23 protein-coding genes and 1 tRNA gene are annotated in these 22,188 nt (G+C 35.3%); 13 read left to right on the top strand and 11 right to left on the bottom strand.

The features are described 5' to 3' along the window. Positions 1-470: 470 nt before the first annotated feature. From LE179_RS03625 to feoB, 3 genes are all read left to right on the top strand, one after another. Positions 471-941 (top strand): metal-dependent transcriptional regulator, encoded by a 471-nt coding sequence (locus tag LE179_RS03625; protein WP_374129007.1) that lies wholly within the window; start codon positions 471-473, stop codon positions 939-941. A gap of 87 nt (positions 942-1,028) precedes the next feature. Continuing rightward, positions 1,029-1,373, top strand: a complete 345-nt coding sequence (locus LE179_RS03620) for a ferrous iron transport protein A (protein ID WP_374129006.1) — start codon at positions 1,029-1,031, stop codon at positions 1,371-1,373. Between the two features lie 6 nt (positions 1,374-1,379). Then, the gene (feoB, locus tag LE179_RS03615) at positions 1,380-3,470 is read left to right on the top strand and encodes a ferrous iron transport protein B (RefSeq protein ID WP_374129005.1); all 2,091 of its coding nucleotides are present in this window, start codon (positions 1,380-1,382) and stop codon (positions 3,468-3,470) included. Between the two features lie 488 nt (positions 3,471-3,958). Here the strand turns inward: feoB and LE179_RS03610 are convergent, their stop codons facing one another. The 6 genes from LE179_RS03610 to LE179_RS03585 form a co-directional block, all read right to left on the bottom strand. After that, positions 3,959-4,342: a site-specific integrase gene (locus tag LE179_RS03610; RefSeq protein ID WP_374129012.1), complete on the bottom strand. Its 384-nt coding sequence runs from the start codon at positions 4,340-4,342 to the stop codon at positions 3,959-3,961. Positions 4,343-4,537: 195 nt separating this feature from the next. Further along, complete coding sequence (locus tag LE179_RS03605) at positions 4,538-4,711, bottom strand: hypothetical protein (protein ID WP_374129004.1); 174 nt, start codon at positions 4,709-4,711, stop codon at positions 4,538-4,540. Between the two features lie 18 nt (positions 4,712-4,729). Continuing rightward, positions 4,730-5,386, bottom strand: coding sequence for a DNA methyltransferase (locus LE179_RS03600; RefSeq protein WP_374129011.1), 657 nt, complete (start codon positions 5,384-5,386; stop codon positions 4,730-4,732). Beyond that, a complete protein-coding gene (locus LE179_RS03595; protein WP_374129003.1) occupies positions 5,374-5,775 on the bottom strand; it encodes a DNA methyltransferase in 402 nt (133 codons plus the stop codon). The genes LE179_RS03600 and LE179_RS03595 overlap by 13 nt, the downstream gene beginning before the upstream one ends. A gap of 11 nt (positions 5,776-5,786) precedes the next feature. Continuing rightward, a complete protein-coding gene (locus LE179_RS03590) occupies positions 5,787-6,269 on the bottom strand; it encodes a hypothetical protein (RefSeq protein WP_374129002.1) in 483 nt (160 codons plus the stop codon). 639 nt (positions 6,270-6,908) lie between these two features. Continuing rightward, positions 6,909-6,979, bottom strand: a tRNA-Ala gene (locus tag LE179_RS03585). Between the two features lie 119 nt (positions 6,980-7,098). On the opposite strand from LE179_RS03585, the gene LE179_RS03580 reads away from it, so the two are divergent. Next, positions 7,099-7,260: a hypothetical protein gene (locus LE179_RS03580; protein ID WP_374129001.1), complete on the top strand. Its 162-nt coding sequence runs from the start codon at positions 7,099-7,101 to the stop codon at positions 7,258-7,260. 166 nt (positions 7,261-7,426) lie between these two features. Here the strand turns inward: LE179_RS03580 and LE179_RS03575 are convergent, their stop codons facing one another. The 5 genes from LE179_RS03575 to hydE all read right to left on the bottom strand — a co-directional run bounded on the left by LE179_RS03575 (position 7,427) and on the right by hydE (position 11,542). Next, a complete protein-coding gene (locus tag LE179_RS03575; protein ID WP_374129000.1) occupies positions 7,427-7,570 on the bottom strand; it encodes a hypothetical protein in 144 nt (47 codons plus the stop codon). An 842-nt stretch (positions 7,571-8,412) separates the two neighbouring features. After that, positions 8,413-8,739: a hypothetical protein gene (locus LE179_RS03570; protein ID WP_374128999.1), complete on the bottom strand. Its 327-nt coding sequence runs from the start codon at positions 8,737-8,739 to the stop codon at positions 8,413-8,415. A 277-nt stretch (positions 8,740-9,016) separates the two neighbouring features. Further along, positions 9,017-9,274, bottom strand: coding sequence for a hypothetical protein (locus LE179_RS03565; protein WP_374128998.1), 258 nt, complete (start codon positions 9,272-9,274; stop codon positions 9,017-9,019). A 14-nt stretch (positions 9,275-9,288) separates the two neighbouring features. Beyond that, the gene (locus LE179_RS03560) at positions 9,289-9,879 is read right to left on the bottom strand and encodes a hypothetical protein (protein ID WP_374128997.1); all 591 of its coding nucleotides are present in this window, start codon (positions 9,877-9,879) and stop codon (positions 9,289-9,291) included. Between the two features lie 631 nt (positions 9,880-10,510). Next, on the bottom strand, positions 10,511-11,542 hold the full coding sequence (gene hydE, locus LE179_RS03555; RefSeq protein ID WP_374129010.1) for a [FeFe] hydrogenase H-cluster radical SAM maturase HydE: 1,032 nt from the start codon (positions 11,540-11,542) through the stop codon (positions 10,511-10,513). Positions 11,543-12,652: 1,110 nt separating this feature from the next. On the opposite strand from hydE, the gene LE179_RS03550 reads away from it, so the two are divergent. The 9 genes from LE179_RS03550 (at position 12,653) to LE179_RS03510 (ending at position 22,184) form a co-directional block, all read left to right on the top strand. Beyond that, positions 12,653-13,402: a glycosyltransferase family 2 protein gene (locus tag LE179_RS03550; protein WP_374128996.1), complete on the top strand. Its 750-nt coding sequence runs from the start codon at positions 12,653-12,655 to the stop codon at positions 13,400-13,402. Then, entirely contained in the window at positions 13,399-14,454 is a 1,056-nt protein-coding gene (gene lpxK, locus LE179_RS03545) for a tetraacyldisaccharide 4'-kinase (RefSeq protein ID WP_374128995.1), read from the top strand. The genes LE179_RS03550 and lpxK overlap by 4 nt, the downstream gene beginning before the upstream one ends. Beyond that, positions 14,376-14,948, top strand: coding sequence for a D-glycero-alpha-D-manno-heptose-1,7-bisphosphate 7-phosphatase (locus LE179_RS03540; protein WP_374128994.1), 573 nt, complete (start codon positions 14,376-14,378; stop codon positions 14,946-14,948). The genes lpxK and LE179_RS03540 overlap by 79 nt, the downstream gene beginning before the upstream one ends. Beyond that, positions 14,932-15,741: a DUF3108 domain-containing protein gene (locus LE179_RS03535; RefSeq protein WP_374128993.1), complete on the top strand. Its 810-nt coding sequence runs from the start codon at positions 14,932-14,934 to the stop codon at positions 15,739-15,741. The genes LE179_RS03540 and LE179_RS03535 overlap by 17 nt, the downstream gene beginning before the upstream one ends. 793 nt (positions 15,742-16,534) lie before the next feature. After that, on the top strand, positions 16,535-17,284 hold the full coding sequence (gpmA, locus tag LE179_RS03530) for a 2,3-diphosphoglycerate-dependent phosphoglycerate mutase (RefSeq protein WP_374128992.1): 750 nt from the start codon (positions 16,535-16,537) through the stop codon (positions 17,282-17,284). Between the two features lie 50 nt (positions 17,285-17,334). Next, positions 17,335-18,969 carry an AAA family ATPase gene (locus tag LE179_RS03525; protein WP_374128991.1) on the top strand — a complete coding sequence of 545 codons (1,635 nt, stop codon included), beginning with the start codon at positions 17,335-17,337 and terminating at the stop codon, positions 18,967-18,969. A 19-nt stretch (positions 18,970-18,988) separates the two neighbouring features. Then, positions 18,989-19,756 (top strand): hypothetical protein, encoded by a 768-nt coding sequence (locus tag LE179_RS03520; protein ID WP_374128990.1) that lies wholly within the window; start codon positions 18,989-18,991, stop codon positions 19,754-19,756. 54 nt (positions 19,757-19,810) lie between these two features. After that, positions 19,811-20,362 (top strand): helix-turn-helix domain-containing protein, encoded by a 552-nt coding sequence (locus tag LE179_RS03515; RefSeq protein ID WP_374128989.1) that lies wholly within the window; start codon positions 19,811-19,813, stop codon positions 20,360-20,362. Between the two features lie 163 nt (positions 20,363-20,525). Then, complete coding sequence (locus LE179_RS03510) at positions 20,526-22,184, top strand: AMP-binding protein (protein WP_374128988.1); 1,659 nt, start codon at positions 20,526-20,528, stop codon at positions 22,182-22,184. Positions 22,185-22,188: the final 4 nt, after the last annotated feature.

Here is a 22,188-nt window from a genome sequence, read left to right as displayed (position 1 = left end):
CACCTTCTATCGCTTCCTCAAACTCTTTCCGGTTGTCCGTCTCTTCTATTATTTCTTCTTTCATCAGTTCCCGCTCTCTTGCTCTCAATACTTTACATTTTGCCTCGTGCAGTGTTAATCCGCTTTCTCTCGATACTTGTTTATACCTCTCTTCCCACTCCTCATTCGTAGCCGTTGCTTTTTTTATCCTTGCTTACTTACAAAAAATCGCAGTCTAGTCAAATTTTAACTTATGTGCGAAAAAGTGCGAAAAAGTGTCAAAAAACGTATAAAATTTCCATGTTCTCTAATAAGATTTACTGTTTTTTCTTTACTTATCTGTTTGTGTTTCATTTCTTTTTTTCTCAGCATGCGCCTAAATCCGTAAAGAATTTAAAATATGTGAACGTATGTTTTGTATCTATACTTGACAAACATATCAAAAAATTTTATATTAACCTAACATTTATATTTTGCTTTAGAGGGTTTCAATGGTAAAGTTTAAAAGAAGTGAGTCTCTTAACAATTTAAGCGCCTCGCTTGAAAATTATCTAGAGACTATCATGATGTTGAAAAGAAAGAAAAAACACGTAAGAATCGGCGATATTGCCAAATCTTTAAATGTTAAAAGCTCGAGCGTTAACATTGCAATTAATTTTTTAGCCGAAAACGAACTGGCAATACACGAAAAATACGGATATGTTGATTTAACTAATAAGGGGGAAAAAATAGCTTTGGAGATTCAAGGAAAACATGAAATATTATATAGATTTTTAAATAATATGCTGTTTATAGACAGTAAAATCGCCGATAAGGAAGCCTGCGAAATAGAGCACTTCATCGGTTTGGAAACCGTACACAGACTTGAGAGGTTATGTACTCTTTTAAAGGAATATTTTCTTGTAAAAGATGAAGATTCAGTTAATTTAAGAAGATATTTAGAAAAATATGAGAATTATTAATAAATTAAAATTTGCAAGTGATATTAATATCTATAAGAGTTAGATAAAACTAAAATAATTATATATAGCTAAAAATGAGGCTGATTAATGATGGAGTATTTAAAAAAAGCTATAAAACGTGGTTATGAATATTGGCATAAACGCTGGATAAAGGCTCATTTTCAAAATTATAAGGCATTTGATAGTTGTCTTAAGTATAACGGCATGGCCAAATTAAGCGACGCTGGACCCGGCGTTTATAGATTTGTTATAGCTTATTGCGATGATAATAAGTTGGGACACAGGCTTCTTGAAATGGGTTTTGTTCCAGGCGAGTATTTAACTGTTATTGAGAATACCGGTCTGAAAGGCAGCGTAATGGTTAAAGTAAAAGGTTCAAAAATTGCTTTGAGCAATAAAATTGCTGATAAGATTCTGTTAAAAGGGGGATAATATATAATGGCAAATAAAAATATTATAGTTGCCCTTGCAGGCAATCCCAACATCGGTAAATCCACAATTTTTAACGGTTTGACGGGTTCTAATCAGCATGTCGGCAATTATCCAGGAGTAACGGTAGAAAAAAAAGAAAGCTCAAAAAGTTACAAAGGCTATGACATAACCTTTATTGATTTGCCCGGTGCGTACAGTCTTTCTGCGTATTCCGATGACGAAGTGGTAACAAGAGATTTTTTGCTTGACGAAAAGCCTGACGTTGTAATTAATGTGATTGATGCTGCTAATATGGAGCGCAATCTCTATTTGTTTACTCAGATAATGGAACTCGATGTGCCTGTCATAATAGCTTTAAACATGGTTGACATTCTAGAATCGCATGGAAAAACTGCCGATAAGAAAGCAATGTCAGATCTTTTAGGAGTTCCGGTGTTTGCGACGGTTGCAAGCCGAGCGATAAGAATCGTCGATATTTTGGATTGTATTATAAACGTTGTCGAAAACGCAAAACTTCAAAATCGTACAAGAATTAAGGTTGATTACGGCGAAGACATTAAAGAAGAAACTGATAAACTTGAAAATCTTATCTCAAAAGATTCCAGATTGTCAAAACTTCCTAAAAGGTGGCTTTCGATAAAACTTTTAGATGGTGATGCTTTGGCGTTAAAGCTCGTTTGCGAAGCTGATAATAAAGCTGAAATCTTAAAGCAAATTGAAAAAAGCAGAAATCATATCAAAGAGCATTTTGGCAGAGAAGCGAAAACTGAAATAGCCAATAAGCGTTACGGTTTTGCGAACTCTGTAGTAAAAACAGTTGTAAAAAGAACAGGTCAAGAAAAGATTGACGTAACCGAAATTATTGATAATTTTGTGCTTAACAGATATTTGGGAATTCCCATTTTTGCTGCGGTGATGCATATAATTTTTAAATTCACGTTCACTCTTTCAGGACCTATGGTAAAACTCTTCGGTTTATTTTTTAAATGGTTCGGTGAAACTGTCGCAAAGATTATTCCAGACGGTCCGGTGCGGTCTTTGGTTGTTGACGGGATAATTGGCGGAGTCGGCGGCGTACTCGGATTTTTTCCGCTTGTGATGCTTATGTTTTTTGCGATTGCATTTTTTGAAGATTCTGGATATATGGCTAGAGCCGCTTTTGTGATGGATAAAATTATGAGCAGATTCGGACTTCATGGGAAGTCGTTTCTGCCTTTAATGCTTTCAACTAACGGATGCGCGGTACCCGGTATTTTGGCGACGAGAACTTTAGATTCAAAACGCGACAGACTTATAACTATGTTTGTGGTGCCGTTTATGATATGCGGCGCCAAGCTTCCGGTATTTGCTCTGATTATAGGAGCTTTTTTTTCGGCGAGATATCAGACGGGCGTGATGTTTTTTATGTACTTTTTAAGCGTTGTTATTGCTTTAAGCATTGCAAAACTCTTAAGCGTTACAGTTTTATTAAAGGAAACGTCGGCTCATTTTGTCATGGAACTTCCTCCCTACCACCTCCCCACAATTAAGGGTTTATTTTTAAAAATGTGGGAGAGAAGCTGGCTCTATGTGCGTAAAGCCGGAACTGTAATTGTTTTGATATCAATTTTGATATGGGCAGTATTTGCGTATCCCAAAGCTCCTGTAAATGAAAGTCTTACTAAAGCTGAAAAAGCGGCGGCGCAATTGGAGTATAGTATTGCGGGCAGAGCAGGAAAAATTCTCGAACCTTTGCTTAAACCTATAGGCATGGACGGCAACAGAGCTATTGCTTTGATAGCCGGGTTTGCCGCAAAAGAAGTAATTGTCAGCACCTTAGGTACTATTTATTCTATTGGCGAAGTAGGTTCCGAAGATGCCCGTCCTTTAAGAGAAAAGATTGCCACTAGTAAGGACTGGTCGCCGCTTAAAGGCGTGGCTTTTCTTATTTTTTGTTTGATATACGCTCCTTGCGTTGTGTCTGTGATGGTTTTTTTTAAAGAAACCGGTTCAAGTTATAAATGGCTTGCGCTTCTTATTATAGGGAGTACGGTTTTTGCGTGGATAGCTTCATTTATTGTCTTTCAGCTTGGGATGTTGCTAAAAATAGGCGTGTGAAGGAAAAACGGATCGGAGTTTGGAATGTTTTGTCGCCAGCTTCGCTCTTTTGTCGTTGTGTAAAATTTAAAATGTTTTAAAAGGGCTTTAAAGTGTTGCAGAATATAATAATAATCACGGTTGTGTCGGTTGCCGCAGCGCTTGCGGTAAAACGCCTAATAAAGGGCAGTTGTAATTGCTGTAATAAAGGTGGAAAAGATTCAAACTGCCGTTTTGACTGTCATTTAAAAAATAAGAATAATTGACGCCTATGAATAACTGAGGGATAAAAAATATATTTCCGGAGAAAATATAATACTTTATCGTTGAAAAATATTGTTGTGGAGCCAGCGGGAATTGATATATACAAAGCGATTTTACGTTGATATATATGACAAATTCCAATATGCCGTTTTAAATATCAATTAAATAATGTTTCAACTATTCCAACAGATCCAACTCAAAAAACTTTTTATAGAAAATTTATAGAAATCATTGTAACCTTTATTTTAAACAAGCTCAAATTTGGACATGGTTGTGTTATAATAGTTCTCTATCAAGTGTCCGTAATATTTCTCCGCGACAGTTGCCGAATGGTGTCCTAATATTTTTGACAACCCATAAATATCTTTATACCTTAAAAGATATTGCGCGGCGAACGCATGTCTCAAACAATGCGAATGAAACACCTCAAACCCTTGCTTTTTATAAAACTTCTTTAAGTAGCTTGACGCCGTTTCCGTGTTTGGACTACCGCCGTTTGAATAAACCGCTATTTTTATAGTTTTAATTTTGCAGTTTTTACTTCGCTCCTTCTTGAGTTCTAATAAATGCTTTTCCAAATATTGCGGTATCTTTATTATGCGAAACTTGCGGTTTTTAGTTCTAAAAATTCCATCGGATTATATTTTAATCGTATGATTGCCAAAATCTACAAAATTGAAGTCAGAATTTAACGCTTCCGATATTCTTGTGCTTATATAAAACTCCAGAATGTTTATTGTTTTCCAGCAGCCACTGGAAGCGTCTATTATTTTCTTTATATCGTCCGTATTTTTCCAATTTAATTTCTTCTCTTGTAGCCAATGTCAAAAAAGCACTTTCTTTAAAAGGCTTGTAGTTAAAGCAGAAATCAGAGATTTATTGCTTTCTATATTTGTAATCAATATATCTATATCTTTTTTGATCATGCTTGGTATATCATCACTATTTAATTCAGAAGCCTCTTTATATGCCTTTTCTAAAATATCTCTTTCACTCATATAAAAAACTCCTCATAGTTATTTGCTTCCTTGTATTCTCTCTTCTGACAAAGACACATATTCAGGGTTTATTTCTATCCCTAAATATTTCCTTCCGAGATTTTTAGCGGCGACGCAAGTAGTTCCGCTACCACAAAAAGGATCTAATACAATATCACCGCTGTTGGATAGCAATTTTACTAATTCTTGTATTATATATAGTGGATAAACGGCTGTATGTCTATTACCTTTTGTTATTTCAACAGGACTTTCTATTAAATCTTTTTTCATAGCATTTCCTGTTATCTTAATTATTGTAAATCCGTTTCTTTTAATTTGGTTATTTCTCCCGCCTTCCATGCCGCCATATGCTTCTTTGTGAATGCCGCGAATTTTCATTCTGAAACTTTCTATTTTACCAAGTTGCACTTCTTTTATAACTTTCTCTAATTCACGAGTTGCATTTGCTTTCTCTTGTGCTGTTAGATTTGAGTGGTTTATAGTATCAAAATATTTTTTTCCTATCTTTGAGGAGTTAGAAGTTATTTTTTTGTTTTTCCTATCCAAATGGCTTAAAAATTCGTCTAATTTAAAGCAATAGTCTTTTGTTTTAGCAAATATAAAAAATGGTTCGGTAGATTGTATTAATTTTCTATATTCTTGTCTGGGAGTAGGGTTTGTTTTTACCCAAGTAATTTGATTAAAAAAACTTTTTTATCGTTTAATACTTTAAGAGCAAATTTATATGGGATTAACGATAAATTACCATTTAGATATTTGTCGCCCAAATTAAAAACTATTGCCCCTGTCGATTTAACAACACGGGAACATTCATTAAATACAGGCACTAAATTATTTATATACTCATCTTCTGCCGCCTCATTGCCAATACCTCCGCCGCCATAATCCCGCTGTTGAAAATAAGGCGGAGAAGTTATCACTAAATCCGCGCTATTATCTGACACTCTTTTTAAGAAGGATAATGCGTCTGAACAATGAACCTTATTTAATATTTCATGGATACTTAAGGTATCGTCGTAATAAGTTCTTCGCGCTAAATTTCCGTATACTTGTAAATTTTCCATTATCATACTCCTTACAAAGCGTCTATACGGTCTTGAATAGGATCGTTATCATGGTATCCATTCGCAAAATCAAAGTGCTCAAATATCTCAGATAATGTTCTGCAGAATGGCTTTATATTGTCTTCATAGGTTTTATAGTCAAGCTTTTGTAATGTAAATATACAGTCTTGAACATTTTTAAATGTATTATATGCATTCTCCTTAAGCGGACAAAGCAATATAACAGTATCCAACTCTCGGTTAAACAGCTCAAATTCATTAAGAATATCTTCTATATAATGATTATCCCTGTTAATAGCATTATAAAAAACATCCCATTTTTTATTGTCAAAAGTTTCTTCAAAGTATTTATGATTAAGAAGTTTTTCTATTTCCTCCGAATTACAATGGCTATCAGTCGCACGAAGAATTTCGCTTAATATATTCTTCCTCATCTCCTTATAAGAATTATTTAGATGGACTTTAAGCATTTTTCTTTTACGTTTTTCAGGCAAATAACTTATAAAAATGTAAAAAATTGACGAACTCGCGAACGCTATTGAAAGATGGCAGATTAAAGAATTTTTTGGGGCTAAAAGCGCTAATATAATACTAACGATAAATATCAAAAATGAAAACGCTCTTGGAATATCATGGATATACTCAAGACAAGATTTTAACACACAAGATTCTCTCATTCTCATCTCCTTATGAGAATTATTTAGACGTACTTTAAGAATTTCTTTTACGTTTTTCAGGCAAATAACTTATAAAAATGTAAAAAATTGACGAACTCGCGAACGCTATTGAAAGCTGGCATATTAAAGAATTTTTTGGAACTAAAAGCGCTGATAGAATACTAACGATAAATATCCAAAATGAAAATTCTCATGGAGTATCATGGGCATATTCAAGACAAGATTTTAACATAAAAGAGCAAATGCTAATACTAGACTTTTTAACTTTGACATTCTTATCTCGCCTCCTTTTTCAAGAGTAAACGGCAAAATAATAAAGCAAGTCATTTCTTTAAACTGCTCCATAAATTTATAACATTATCATGTGTTGAGTTAATAGCACGCAATTAGCTTATAGAGTATCTATAGAAAATATTCTGTTTCTCAAATTTTACGGCGCTGCAAAAAAGAACTTTGTGGAGCCAGCGGGAATTGAACCCGCATCTTATCGTTGCGAACGATATATTCTCCCGTTTAACTATGGCCCCTGAAAATTAAATTAATGAGATTTTTATAGGTAATGGGCATATTATAGCAATATTTAATTTTTTTTTAACAATTTTAAATTAATTGGATTTATCCCATGAGATGCCGCTAAGAAATATGTATGTCGGCGCTTTCGTCATTCTTAGCTCTTGTTTCTGTTCAGAAGGTTTATACTGCTTACAATAGGATTTTGGTTAAAAAGAAGCTTTTTGATTATGAAGATATAGTAATGAAAACATATTTTGTTCTAAAAATGAATTTCAATCCCAAAAATAAACTATGAAGATGACCGCCTACACCGCGACTTCCAACCATCGACACTTTTAATCGTAAAAATAAGCGGGGCAGAGCCTTGCCAGCATAAGATAGCAGATGTTCGATTACAAGATTGTTAAAAATCAAATAAATTTGCCCGTTGTAAAATTTTGTACTTTTTGCTCTTAACAAATTTATCTCGAAGGGAATTGTTTTTTGCCGTTGCTGCCATAAACATCAATGTTTGCCTTGAGACAAACAGTTGAAAGCAGGAGTGTATCGTCAAGCATTTGTTTTTTTGTTTCTCTATAAACATATCTTTTGATATTTTCTAACATCGGCAACCACCGACATTGCTTCTTTTCCGCCATTTTTTCGGAGCTTGCTTATAGTAAAATCTCATGTTTTTCAATTGTATATATTTTGTTTTTATCCTAATTTTTGGCGGTTAGAGCTTTTTCAGTAACATTGTAGCTGCTTTCTTTTCCACTAAAGTCGAACAATAGTTGTTCTTGAGGCTTAGCAACGCAAGATATTTTTTGTGGGGTATGGGTTTGTGTTTATTGTTTTTTTTTCGTTAAGAACTTCAAGCTGAGACGATGAATACGTTATATATCCCTTGTTGTTTGTCGATGTAAATTCTTCTAAAATAATTTTGTCTAATTCTTTAAAAATACTTCTGAGAGCCTTTCCCGCCTGCTGCTTGAATTCTGAGGTTTCAGTTGGTTTTTCTTTCTATTCTAGCGGATATTTTTCTAACAAATCTTGTCGCATTTTTTGCGAGCATAATTTAAATGCCTTTTCTCTCTGGTATTTAGTCTTTAGCGTGCCAATTTTTTCAGCAAATTCCCTTCTTACCTGTATTTCCTCCAAATATTTGCAGCCCTAAAAGTCTCGGATATGTTAGGTTTTTTAATAGATTCCTCTTTCTCTATTTTAGAGCTTCTGAACACTTTGGACATTCTGGAGCTTTTGGAGACTGTGGAGCATTTTTATTTTTAGAAGAACAACCAAAGCGGAAACACAAAAAAACAAAGATGTAAAAAAATATTTAATATTTTCATCTTCAATTTTCGGACTATTTAAACACGCTCTGCTCTGTTTTTAAAGGAGCCAAGCTCTACACATAAGACGACTAAACAGCTTAGGCAAGTATATATCCGATTTAATTTTTATAAAGTCATGATGATAATGGCGACGTTATAATGCTATCGGTAAATTCATATTTTGCCTGTTCTCTTTGATTAAACAATTCGCCTTTCAACTCTTTCTGTTTCACGATTATCTGTTTCAGTTCCGTGAGTTCATTGTCCAATTCTATTCTTTCGTTTTGGTATCCGTTGGTGTAAATGAGTTCCAGCATCTTGCGGATTCTCTCTAGCTGGTTTTCTCGATTCAATAATTTCTTCAGCGTCTTCCCTTGTTTAACGAATTTTACTCTCGCTTCATTATATTTTGCGCTACATTCATTAACTTTTAGTCGCCAGTTTTCGGATTCCCGTATCATTTTCTCTCGTCCCTGTCTCAATTCCACGTTTTTTTTCTTCTTCCCGTTAATTTTTCTCGTAGTCCTGACGACATCTCTCTTCTTCCTCTTTCAGTTTCTGTCTCTCACGCTCAACTGCCATGCTAATAATTGCCATATTCTATCCCGCCACTCCTCTATTCTCTTTTGTTCTGATTGTTATTTTTCACATTTTACTTGTCTGCGTCTGCTGTCACAGGCGCGATCTCGTTTTTTATCCGTATCTACTTCTATGGCAGATGATAATTCTCTTTCGAATTTACCTTTTAAATAATAAAGCTGCAAAAACTATGATCAAAATAATCCCAATTGTAAGCGGTTTATTATACCATCTCAAAGCTGTAGGCTCTGGCAGCTTAGGCTCATCACCGGCGGGATTATTATCAGCACTGATAACAGAATTGTCAACAGGTTCAGCAGGTAAATATTTATAAACAATCTTTTCTTTTGGCTGACAGCCAGCAATCAAAAATATACATAAACATACGCGTATAATCTCTTTCGTTACTTTTGTCAAAGGAAGAAAGATTACTATAAAAACAAGAGATGAGGATACGCAAGCAGTCGGACACTCTCAAGAAAAAATTGAGTAACAAGGAAATAAATAGAATTATTCCTAAAAATATAATTAAGAAGTTGATAAGTTATTAATTGTTCATTTAATATAAACACGCTTAACGACAAGAATGCATCTAAAGCCAAAGAAGCTAAACTTATTTTTGACTTAAACAAAAAAGAAAGATTTGTGAAAGCCACATGCACAGGAAAACTCAGAGTGGAAAACATTCTTAATATACCAAAAAAAGTCGCAAAATCTGTATAATTTTCAACCGTAATACCTTCTAACGGAAGAAAAATAACTGCGTTTATAATATAAGAAATAACAGAATGCCAAAGATACGGTTTATAATTTCCATCACCACACAATTCCTCTAAAGGATTTAATAAAGGCTCAGATGTTGGCGGCGTTGTGTCTTTGCTTACTTTTTTATTAATATCAGATTTATCAACACCGGATTTATCAACGACAGAATTCGCAGAGCTTCCAATATCATGCAGCTTACCATTACCACAGCCCGCCGCCAAAAATATACATACATATACACATATAACTTTTTTCATTTTATCTTCTACCGCGTTCTAGAAAAGCGTCAAGAAATTACCTTTGTAATAAAATTATCTTCTCTTTAAATGATAGTGGAGTGTCTCTGTTGAATATCAATATGAGTATTATAAAGAACTTCCGCTCTCTTGCGATTACTGCTTATTTGTTTGACTTCCCGCACTGACACATTTTTTGTATTCAGGAATTTGTTCTTCAATCACATTCTTGCACATCGCTGTTAATGATACTTGTTTCCTCTTTGACCGCTCTTGCGGCTTTGCCCGAATCACATAATTATTGTAAACCACAATTTTTTCAAGTTAATCTCTGCAATAGCAGTCGTACGCTGTACAAAAAACTACAAATATCGTCATCATTACTCTGCCTATTTTCTCTACTCCGGCAGCGTTTTCTTTTGCTGCCGCCATGCTAAGTGCCGCTACAAAAAAATAGTAGTTTTAGTCAGATTATTCCGTATTTTATCAACAACAGTTCTCGGACGGCGGTTTTCAATTGCAATTACTTCAACTTTTTGGCAACAGATTATTATCATAAGGCTTAACAAACAAAACAAGAATTATTCTACTAGTGGTTTTAATCAGATTTACTCTGTTTTGTTCTTGAAACCCGGACTTTATCTATTACGCTTTACAACCCGCTCTGCCTGATATGAAATCCTTTTCCTGTCGATATTCTTCTATTTATCGATTTAATTTTATTTTCTGTACAATACCTACAGTCTGCCGGCGTTGCGCCGAGACAAACTTTGCCGGGATATATTTCGTAGTACTTTCTGTAAACTGTTTCAGTAATACTCGGCATAATGACATTTGCTCCGCTTTGCAGAGCGATTAAACGCCCCTCTTTGTTTAATGTGTCCATTGCTGTTGTCGCAGGTATATTGATGTCAGGCATAAGCAGTCGTAAAATTGTTATAATTTTAAGTGACAGCTCGAAAAAGTCGCCTTTTATATTTTCAATTGGAGTGTCGGGGTGATAAATAAAAGGTCCTATGCCTGCCATATCTACGGGAATTGATTTAAGATAAACAATATCTTTTGCAATACTTTCCAGCGTTTGTCCCGGAAGTCCCGCAATTATTCCTGAACCAACTTCATACCCCAGCTTTTTTATATTTTCAATGCACAGCATCCTATTTTTCAAGCTCATTCCGGGATTAAGCTTATTATAAAGAGTTTCATCTGTGGTTTCAATTCTCAGTAAATATCTGTCGGCGCCGGCATCGCGATATGCCTTATATTCCTCAAAAGTTTTCTCGCCTATGCTCAATGTAACAACAAAATCGAAATCTTTAATGCCTGAAATAATTTTTGCCATTCTTTCGACGGTATAATAAGAATCTTCGCCCGACTGTAAGACAATAGTTTTATAACCATAATTTTTTGCTTTTCTTGCTGATTCTATTATATCTTGCGGCTCTACGCGGTAGCGCGTTACATGGGAATTATCTCTTCTCAAACCGCAATATAGACAGTTTTGTTTACAGTAGTTTGAAAATTCTATAAGCGCCCGCAGATGCACTTCGTCGCCGCTGTATTTTTTGCGTATTTCGTCTGCAGCAGAAAAAAGTTTCTTTGTATCTTTCGTTTCAAGAAGATATAAAATCTCTTTTTCACATAACGTGTGAGATTGGACGACTTTATCCAGTATAGATTCAATATTAGCGTACATAATTGGCAGTATAGCAAATATGTTTAGAATGTTATAAAAGTAAAACAAGACAATGACAATTAAATTCATTACAATAATACTTGACATTTTAGAGAATGTCGTATTATTTTTGCGGTATTTTATAAGCAGTTTTTTAAACTTCTCAAAAGACGCTTTTACATTGCTGTTAAATGTGAACATAAGAAAGGTAGTTTTGTTTTCTGAAAGAACGCGGAACTCGCCCGGATTTGCGCAAGTTTTTTTATATAAAGAAATAGTAAACTATTAAAAATGACCGATATTATAATTATTGCCTATCGCAACAAACGCTTTGAAAATAAACTAAAGCAGTTTGAAAAAAACCATTCATTTAGAATGTGTCAGTTTAAATTATTCAATTCTAAATGGGAAAACTTTGAGTCGGTAAAGTTTTGATTGTGTCACTGTATTATGTCGGTAAGACTGTAAGCTGCAGCAAAGCATAGTAGAGCTGTCAGTTAAGTAGAAATAGCTTTTTACGCTGACGATCAAGTGCTTCCGAAAGAATGAAAAAAGACGGGCAGATTGCTTCTGTCATAGTGGGTTCTCGAGAAATAGTTATATGCAATTCTTGTACGGGATTCTTATAATGGCAGAGATACTAAGAACAATTTAATATTTGGTTATAAATAAAGCAAGTCCCGATATTGTATTTCTTCCTTTTTGATTTGATAAGCCGTTGTTTCCATAATAAGCGGTAATCCAGAATTTTTATTTAGAAAGCAATAGGCATTTCGATTGAACTTTTAACTTCCTTATGCTCTGCAAAAAGTTATTGATAAATTTTATAAAATGAATGAGCATAGCGGTCAGGCAGTTTGTGAAAAAGAATTTTACAGTAGAAGAAATGTTAAAAGCATATTGGAAGCGTATAAAAAATAATGGATATTCAGTCTGTCATTCCTGTGTAAGCGATTTGAGGAAGAACTCATAAGTAACAGATTTTGAGAGGTATCATGGAAATTGTTTTATTCTTTCGCAAAAGCAGACAAAAATTGCCCGTATGTTCCCAATCTGCTTTACAAAGCGCTTACGGGCAGCAAGCCGGAAATATTTAGTATAATATGAATGGTGGTAACGATGATAAAAGTTTCAGCTTATGTTTTGACAAAAAATGAAGAAAGACATATTAAAGACTGCATTGAAAGCATTAAGTGGGCTGACGAAATTATCATAGTCGATGATTTCAGCGTAGACGCTACTGTAGAGATTGCTAAAAAGATGGGTTGTAGAGTTGTGCAAAATAAGTTTGAATATTTCAGCAAACAGAGAAATTTTGCTTTGTCGCAATGCTCTTACGAATGGGTTATATGTCTTGACGCGGATGAAAGAATAACACCCGCATTAAGAGAGGAAATAGAGTATGAGCTGAAAAATTCTCCGAAAGGTTATGCCTTTGTTGCTCCAAGGAAAAACAGATTTATAAATAAGTGGATTTTACATTCGGGCTATCCGAATTATACGCATCCTGTGTTTTTTAATAAAAACAAAATGCATTACAAAGACCAGATGGTGCATGAAAGTATTGATTACAAGGGCAGAAAATTTTATTTTAAAAGCGATATTCTGCATCTTACTTGCGACAGCGTAAAACAGTTTGTAAAGAAGTCTGATTTATACACTGATTTGCGTTCCAAAGAAATGTTTAAAAATGGCAAGAAATTCCGAGTTTTAAATCTTCTTATAAATCCTTTGGTGATTTTTATAAAAATGTATTTTATTAAAAAGGGATTTCTTGACGGTTTGTCTGGATTTGTGCTTGCGATGTTGTATTCTTCGTTTTATACTTTGATGAAATACGTAAAACTTTGGGAACTTGAAAATAAATGAGTAAGTTTTTGTATCCGCTTGCTTTGATTTACTCTATTTTATGCGAAGCGGATAGAAGGTTCAGCCGTCCCAAAAAATTTTCAAAGCCGGTAATAAGCGTGGGCAATATTACGTGGGGAGGCACGGGCAAAACGCCGGTTGTAATTGAACTTTTAAATTTGCTTGTAAAAAATAATTTAAAGCCTATGGTCTTAACGCGTGGCTACCGTAGAAGGAATAAAGCTTCCGTCATGTTAAAAGATGGAGCGGTCGGTATCGGAGCGACGGACAGCGGCGATGAGCCGCTTTTAATTGCAGAAAGTGTTCCGCAAGCTTGTGTAATTGTCGGAGCCGACAGATATAACAATGCTTTAAAATACGAAAGAGAGATAAATCCTGATGTCTATGTTTTAGATGACGGATTTCAGCACTGGAATATTCAAAGAGATTTAGACATAGTTTGCGTAAATGCGGCAAACCCTTTCGGCAATGGAATGCTCATACCTGCGGGGATTTTAAGAGAAAAACCGAAAGCTTTAAAAAGAGCAGGACTTGTAATTATTACGAATTCCGATATGGTTTCATACGAGGAATTAAAAAGATTGGAAAAAACGCTATTTGTTTTATCGGGACAGATATCTGTTATAACTCATTACGGCGGATTTGAATATAAAACGGCGGATTTAGCTGCGGATTTCAATCTTGAGATTTTAAGAAAGTCCGATGTGTACTCCTTAAGTGCCATAGGTTTTGCTAAAGGTTTTGAAAATTCTATTAGGAAGTCCGGGATTGAAATAAAAGATAGCATAGTTTTAAGAGATCACAGCGTTTACAATAATAATATGCTTGAAAAGATAATGAACCAGAAAGGAAAAAATTCGTGTTTTATTGTCACGGCAAAAGACGCAGTTAAGTTTCAAAATATTAGTTTGGATATAAAAGAAAGAATTGCGGTTCTTGTCGTAAAACTGCAGTTTAAAACGGGAAAGGAACAATGGGAGCGGAAATTGTTAAAGTGCCTGCCGTCTTTTTGGACAGAGACGGGACGGTCATCTTTGACAGAAATTATTTAAGTTCGCCCGAGCAGGTAAAACTTTATTCATTCGCTGCGAAAAGCATAAATAAATTGCGAGCTGCAGGTTTTAAAATAATAGTTGTAACAAATCAGTCCGGCATTGGCAGGGGAATGTTTACAGAGAAAGATTTACAAAAAGTAAATGAAAAATTTTTGTCCGTACTTGAAGCAGTCGGAGCAAAAATAGATGCTCTTTATTATTGTCCACACGTCGATTCCGATAAGTGCTGCTGCAGAAAACCTAAAACGGGTATGGCACTGCGGGGAGCGGAAGAGTTTAACATAGATCTTGAGAAATCTTATGCTGTCGGAGACAGTGTAAGAGATTATCTGCTTGGTTTTAATATAAACGGCAAAGGTATTTTGGTTCTTACAGGGCACGGCAAAAAGCAGCGGAACAAGTTAGCAAAAGAAAAAGTGAAGCCTGTTGCCGTGTGTAAAACTTTAAAACAAGCTGTAAATTTTATAATTAAAGATGCAAAAAAAAATTGATATATTATTGATGTTGTTTTGTCTATTTGTTTTTGTTCCGGAGTCATACTGTTTTGGCAATGGTAATTTTCATACGACAAAAAAAGGACAAAGTTCTTCTGTTTATAAAAAGCCTGAAGGAAAATGTGAAAGAACCAATGAAAAGAAAAGAAAATATATCTGGCAAAAACGTGGAAGATATCAGCTTTCTGAATACGAAAAACTTACATACACTATTTTATGGAATTACGTTCCGTTAGGTTGTGCAAACTTGGAATTAAGGGGTTTTAATAGGGTAGGCAGAAGAAAAGCGCATCATATATATTTCTATGCGGAAAAGAAGCCTTTTCTTGATTCTTTTTATAATACTTATTTGTCCGACATCGCAAAAGAGCAGCTTGGTTTCGATCCTACGCAACAGACGTGTTTGTTGTATGACGACGGTTCAACGCAAGAGGGAAACGCCGATGAGTATGTGCAAGATATTTTAACGGCATTATACTATATAAGAACACTTGATTTAAAAGTAGGAGTCGAATGTGTTTTAGACGACTGTTACGGGTATTCAATGTGGTTTTCGGCGGTAAAAGTTTTAAGGAAAGAGGCAATAGAAACTAAATTGGGCAAGTTCAATTGCTTTGTGGTTGAACCCCTGATGCGAAAAGATGCAGACGCAGCAGATTTAATAAGCAGCAGAGTGACTGTTTGGCTTACTGACGATAAAAGGAGAATTCCAGTATATATGGAATTAGGAAGCCCGATAGGTTTATTAAATATCGTATTGGAATCTGCGGATATCAATAAAAAGAAATAGAGTTGCTACCCAATCGTGTTTTCTGTAATTGTGGGAAAGCGTAGTCTTCCGATTTTGTGCTTGTTCTCCTGTTAAGTCTTTGTAGTGGCACAGATGTAAAAACGGCAGTAAGAAACATAGCTGAAAACTTTTGATAAAAAAATTGAAGAAACAATGTCAGAAATTGCTATACAAAAAGTAGTTAATGAAAACAATAGGACTTTCAGTTCTTATATATTTGTCTTGACGGATATAAAGAAGGTATCTCTCTTTCATATAATAACGAGAGAAAATACAACTACTCCAATTCGTGTGAAACTGTGTGGCAGCTTGCATGTCGCAGTCTAAAATTCTACGAAGTTAAAAATACAAAAAAAATAATTTCTGTTTTTAACTTTTCCGCATAAAAAGTATAAAAGATTTTTTCTGCGGCAGAGAATGAACGGAAGTCCTGCCTCATAATTTAATTTTTTTATTAAAAATAGTTATGACAACGAAACAACAAAATACTGCTACTATAGTCGCAGACAGAATAATATGAAAGCAGGTAAAAAAACACAAATTCTTACAAGTTTTAACTTAGTAGATTTATCAGGTAAAAAATAAAAAAGCTGACTTTTTTATATTGCGTTTTATCCGAATATATTTGATAAATGAGAAATAAAGCGATAAGCGGACGTTGAAAATGACAATGTTTTGTACGTTCATTTAACAGTTATTAATGCGCTGTTTAAGAAGTTATTTGCCTTAAATTGTTGTATATCTAACTAAATATTTAATCTGAAAAATGAGATTTCGGGAGGAAGTGTAATCAATGTATAAGATTGTTTTAATCAGACACGGCGAAAGCGTTTGGAATAAAGAAAACAGATTTACAGGCTGGTCGGATGTTGATTTATCCGAGAAAGGCAATGAAGAAGCTTTGAAAGCCGGAGGACAGTTAAAAAAAGACGGTTTTACTTTTGATTTGGCATATACGTCCGTTCTTAAAAGGGCGATTAAAACTCTTTGGAATGTCCTAAATACAATGGATTTATTATGGGTTCCTGTTGTTAAGAATTGGAGGTTAAATGAAAGGCATTATGGCGCTCTGCAGGGATTAAATAAAGCTGAAACAGCCGCAAAGTATGGCGAAGAACAGGTAAAAGTCTGGAGGAGGAGCTACGATACTCCGCCGATGGCTTTAGATGAAAATGACGAGAGATATCCCGGTAGAGAGGCAAGGTATTCAGGACTTTCAAAGGATAAAATTCCTCTAACAGAATGTTTAAAAGATACTGTTGCAAGAGTTGTGCCTTATTGGGAGAAAGAAATTGTCCCAAAGATAAAATCAGGCAAAAAAATTATTATAGCGGCGCATGGCAACAGTCTGAGAGCTTTGGTGAAATATCTTGATAATATAAGCGATAACGATATAGTGAGTTTAAACATACCTACCGCAATGCCACTTATATATGAGCTTGATGAAAATTTGAAGCCTGTTAAAAATTACTATTTAGGCGATCCTGAAGCTGTTAAAAAAGCTATGGAAGCAGTGGCAAATCAAGGTAAAGCGAAAAAATAATTGCTGGTTTGTAAATTATAAATGCATGGCTTTAGAGGGATACTGTAATGATGCGTAAGTTTAAATTGTTTTTAATAAACAATAAAATGTGGGTGATTGCGGTTTTGGTTGTGGTCATTCTTATAGGTCTTTCAATTTGGGGATTGAGTAAGCTCGAATCGTTTTACAGAACCATGACGGTTGCAACGCTGCCAATGAACATCCTCGTAGCCTTTGCAAGTGCTGCCGCTTTTGTTTTTATGTATATGTACGTAATGTCTAGAAATAGTTTTGGAAAACTGAAGAAAAACAAAATCAAAGATAAAGACGTAGAAATTTCTTTTAAAGAAGTCATCGGGCTTGAAAGTGCAAAAAAAGAAGCGCTTGAAGTAGTTCAGCTTATCAAGGATAGAAAACAGCTCCAAAAAATCGGTGGGAAAATCATTAAAGGCATCCTCTTAATAGGACCGCCCGGCTGTGGGAAGACGCTGCTTGCAAGAGCTATTGCGACAGAATGCGGAGTGCCATTTATTTCAATGGCAGGTAGTGAATTTGTCGAGGTATTTGTGGGCGTAGGCGCAAGCAGAATGAGAAATCTTTTTAGAAAAGCCAGAGAATACGCTTACACCGACGGCGCCTGTGTGGTTTTTATCGATGAAATCGAAGTTATAGGAAGAGGCAGAACTTTTTCTTATATGGGAGGAGGAGAAGAAACAAACAGCACGCAAAACCAGCTCCTTGTAGAAATGGACGGGATTGACAACAAGAAAAGCAATGTCATTGTTATAGCGGCTACAAATGCAGATGAGAACGTTTTAGATAAAGCGCTTTTAAGACCCGGACGTTTTGATAGAAAAATTGCTATTACTCTGCCAAATTTAAAAGAAAGAGAGCAACTGTTTGATTTCTATTTTGAAAAAGTAAAAGTTTCGCCTGAAGTAAAAATAGACAGGCTTGCAAAGAAATCCGTATATAAGTCGCCTGCCGACATTGAAAATATAATAAAAGAAGCGGCATTGATAGCGGCGAGAAAAAAGAAAGAAGTTATTGATGCTAAAGATTTGTCAGAAGCTATGGACAGAATAGATTTGGGTATTGAAACACATATTAATATGACGCCTAAAGAGCTAGAGATGACGGCATATCATGAAGCCGGACACGCAGTAGCTATATATTTGATGCATCCCACCGACGACGTATTTAAAGTTACGGTAAAATCCCATCAGGGGTCGCTTGGACTTGTAGCTCCTGTTCCCAGAGAGGAACTTCATAGCGAGCATAAAGAAGAATTGCTTTCGGATATTATGGTTTCTCTCGCAGGATATGTCGCTGAAAAAATTAAGTATAATACAACTACGACTGGAGTTTCTGCGGATTTTAGACACGCTATGGTCACGGCAAACAGCATGGTATGGAAAATGGGAATGGGAAACAATGGTTTTATCGGCGATTTTTCCGCTATACCGCGAGAAGAGATGTCGCAGAGTCTTAAAGAAAAACTCAATAATGAGACAATATCAATAATGAATTTATGTTATGCAAAAATTGAAAAATTTCTAAAAACAAATTGGACTGCTGTTGATGCCGTCGCTAAAAAGCTTGTAGCTGAAAAAGAGCTGGATTTTGACGAGTTGGAAGAAATAATGGAAACTGTCGGAAAAAGAAAGACTAAACCGGCTGATTCGAGTGTGCGGGACGGGCTATGAATGAAGGATTGTAGCTATTGTGAAAACTTTAAAATATATAATACTTTTGTTCATAATTGTTTTTTCGTTCAATGCCTGCGTCGGCGTAACTTATCCTAAAAATGAACTTGCACAAAGTTTGGAAAAACTTGTAAAAAAAGACTGTGATCAGGATTCAAAAGCGTATATTGTCGGCAAGACTTTATATCTTGATATGGAGCTTGACGAGCTTATGTATGAAGATGATGAGGTAATTTCGCGGGCGATACAAAAAATGCAGTCTGCGGGACTTGCAATAAAAAGAGTTGTTTTAAGCAGCGATTCAGATATAAAATATATGGTTGTAACAGCTTATAATTCCTATAAGAGAACAGCTTTTAGAATAGTGCAGAATATTGACGATGTAAAAGACTATTTTCATATGCGCATATCGCGTTCTGACTTCGAGACGAGAACTCTTCTGGAAACAGAAGAACTATCAACTGCATTAGATATCATTAAGGATAAACACGATATAACGAATTTTGAGTACGTGGGAAGGTTAATTGCTTCGCAATTAAATATATTCTTAGCATCGGATCCGGGACTTAGAGATTTAATATCAAGACTTTCGTTGCGGTATGCTGATGTGGAAAGCGAAACTCTGATTCTGACAATTTTCAATGTTAATGTTATTGACAGTAAGAATGTTTCTTTAATCAAAAATATTTTGCAGGAACAAGTTAGAAATTATTCGGAGAAATACAATATATCTTTTAAAAGAATAAAAGTTGTTACATCCAACGGAGAAATGGTGTTAAGCATGTGATTCTTGCCGTGTGTGTTTGCTTACATTCTGTAATTAAAGATATTAGGAGGGGAAGTGTCAAAAATATTGAAGCAGATAGGAACACGAATAAAAGCCATCAGAGAAATATCAAATTTATCTGCGGAGGAATTTGCAAAAAGTATAAATTTGGACGCGGAGATGTATTTGAAGTATGAAAAAGGCGAGGCAGATATTCCTATAAGTGTGCTTTCTGTTATTTCAAGTAATTACAATGTTGAAATGACGGCGCTTCTTACGGGTGACGAGCCGCACCTTCAAAGAATTAATGTGGTAAGGAAAGGCAAGGGATTAAGCATAGAGAGAAGAAAAGAATATAAATATCAAGATTTGGCGTCAAAATTTATAAATAAAAAGGCAGAAATTTTTTTAGTTACGCCTGAGTCTTTAAAAAATAAATCAAAACATGCGTATTCTCACACAGGACAGGAATTCAATTATATTTTGGAGGGAACTCTTAAACTTATTTTTGATGGAAAAGAATACATTTTGAACCCCGGTGATTCGGTCTATTTTGATTCAAGATATGACCACGCGATTTTTTCAATCGACGACAAACCGGCAAAGTTTTTAGCTGTGGTTCTTTGAGATAATGCTTATAGGTCGTCAGTAGGAATTTGAAGAATGTTTCATAAAGATATAATGTATTTCGGGCGGCAGGGCATAAACTTACTTCGTCCACAAGCGATGAGTTTACATCTCGCCTCCGTCATACAGAAATTAAAGACTTATTGAAAAAAAGAGAAAAACAATGTTAATAGATAAATATGTGAAAACTCATTATAAATCGTATGAAGATTTTATAAAGAACTGTAAAATACGGGTTCCTAAAAACTTTAATTTTGCTTTTGATGTTGTTGATGAAATCGCTTATACTTCACCTGACAAAAAAGCGATGGTATGGTGTAATCCAGAAGGGGAAGAAAAAATACTCACTTTCAACGATATCAAAAGAGAAAGCAATCGCGCCGCGAACTTCCTTAAATCTTTGGGGATAAAAAAAGGTGATGCGGTGATGCTTATGTTAAAAAGGCATTACGAGTACTGGTATTGTGCGATCGCGCTTCATAAATTGGGCGCTTTGATGATTCCCGCAACGCATCTTTTAACTGTAAAAGACATAAAATATAGGGTGAAAGTTGCGAATATAAAAATGATTATTGCGGCAGCAGATAAAAGAATTACGGACGCTGTTGACGAGGCGAAAAAAGATTTGCCTGAATTGGAAACTGTGGTTTCCGTAAAGGGATGTTTAAAGGGCTGGGTTGAATATTACAAAGAAATTGAAAAATTTCCTGATGATTTTAAAAGACCATCTGGTAGCGAAGCGATAAATATAAACGACAAATCTCTATTATATTTCACTTCAGGTACTACGGGAATGCCTAAAATGGTATGCCATGATTTTTCATATCCATTGGGTCATATTATTACTGCGCGGTTTTGGCAGAACTTAGATGCCGAAAGCTTACATCTTACGGTAGCCGATACTGGTTGGGCAAAGGCCGCATGGGGAAAAATATACGGACAATGGCTCTGCGAGGCTTGCATTTTCACTTATGATTATGAAAGATTTAACACTGAAGATTTATTAGAGAAAATAGCAAAATATGGAGTTACTTCATTTTGCGCTCCGCCTACGATTTATAGGCATATAATAAAAGAAGATATTTCCAAGCACGATTTATCCAGATTGAAATATGCCGAAACTGCTGGCGAACCGTTAAATCCTGAAGTTTTTTATCAGTTTAAAAAAATGACGGGGCTTGAAATAAAAGAAGGCTTCGGACAAACTGAGACAGTTGTTTTTGCAGCGACTTTTCCGTGGATGGAGGTAAAGCCGGGATCTGTTGGAAAACCGTCCGCTGGCTGGCGGATCAATATTGTTGACGGAGAAAACAATTCCTGTGATACTGGACAGGAGGGACGGCTTGTAATAAGGACAGATGAGCAGAAGCCTATAGGTTTATTTGCGGGATATTATAAAGATGAAGTGTTGACAAAAAATACTTGGGACAACGGCATTTACGACACCGGCGATATAGCATATATAGATGAAGACGGTTATCTTTGGTTTGTCGGACGCTCTGACGACGTCATAAAGAGTTCAGGGTACAGAATCGGTCCATTTGAAGTTGAAAGCGCCTTGATGGAACATCCCTGCGTGCTTGAATGTGCCGTAACCGGAGTTCCGGATAAGGAGAGAGGAGCCGTAGTAAAAGCTACCGTTATACTTGCAAAAGGATATGAGCCGTCCCCAGAACTTGTGACGGAACTTCAAAATTATGTTAAAAAAGCAACCGCTCCTTATAAATATCCTAGAATTGTGGAGTTTGTAAAAGAAATTCCAAAAACAATAAGCGGAAAAATAAAGCGGAAAGAAATAAGGGAAAGTGGTAAAAATAAATAAAAAC

It is taken from the genome of Candidatus Endomicrobiellum agilis (genome assembly GCF_020328115.1).
Classification (GTDB): domain Bacteria; phylum Elusimicrobiota; class Endomicrobiia; order Endomicrobiales; family Endomicrobiaceae; genus Endomicrobiellum; species Endomicrobiellum agilis.
Note: the sequence above shows the minus strand (reverse complement) of the source record. Positions and strands in the feature narration are given on the sequence as shown.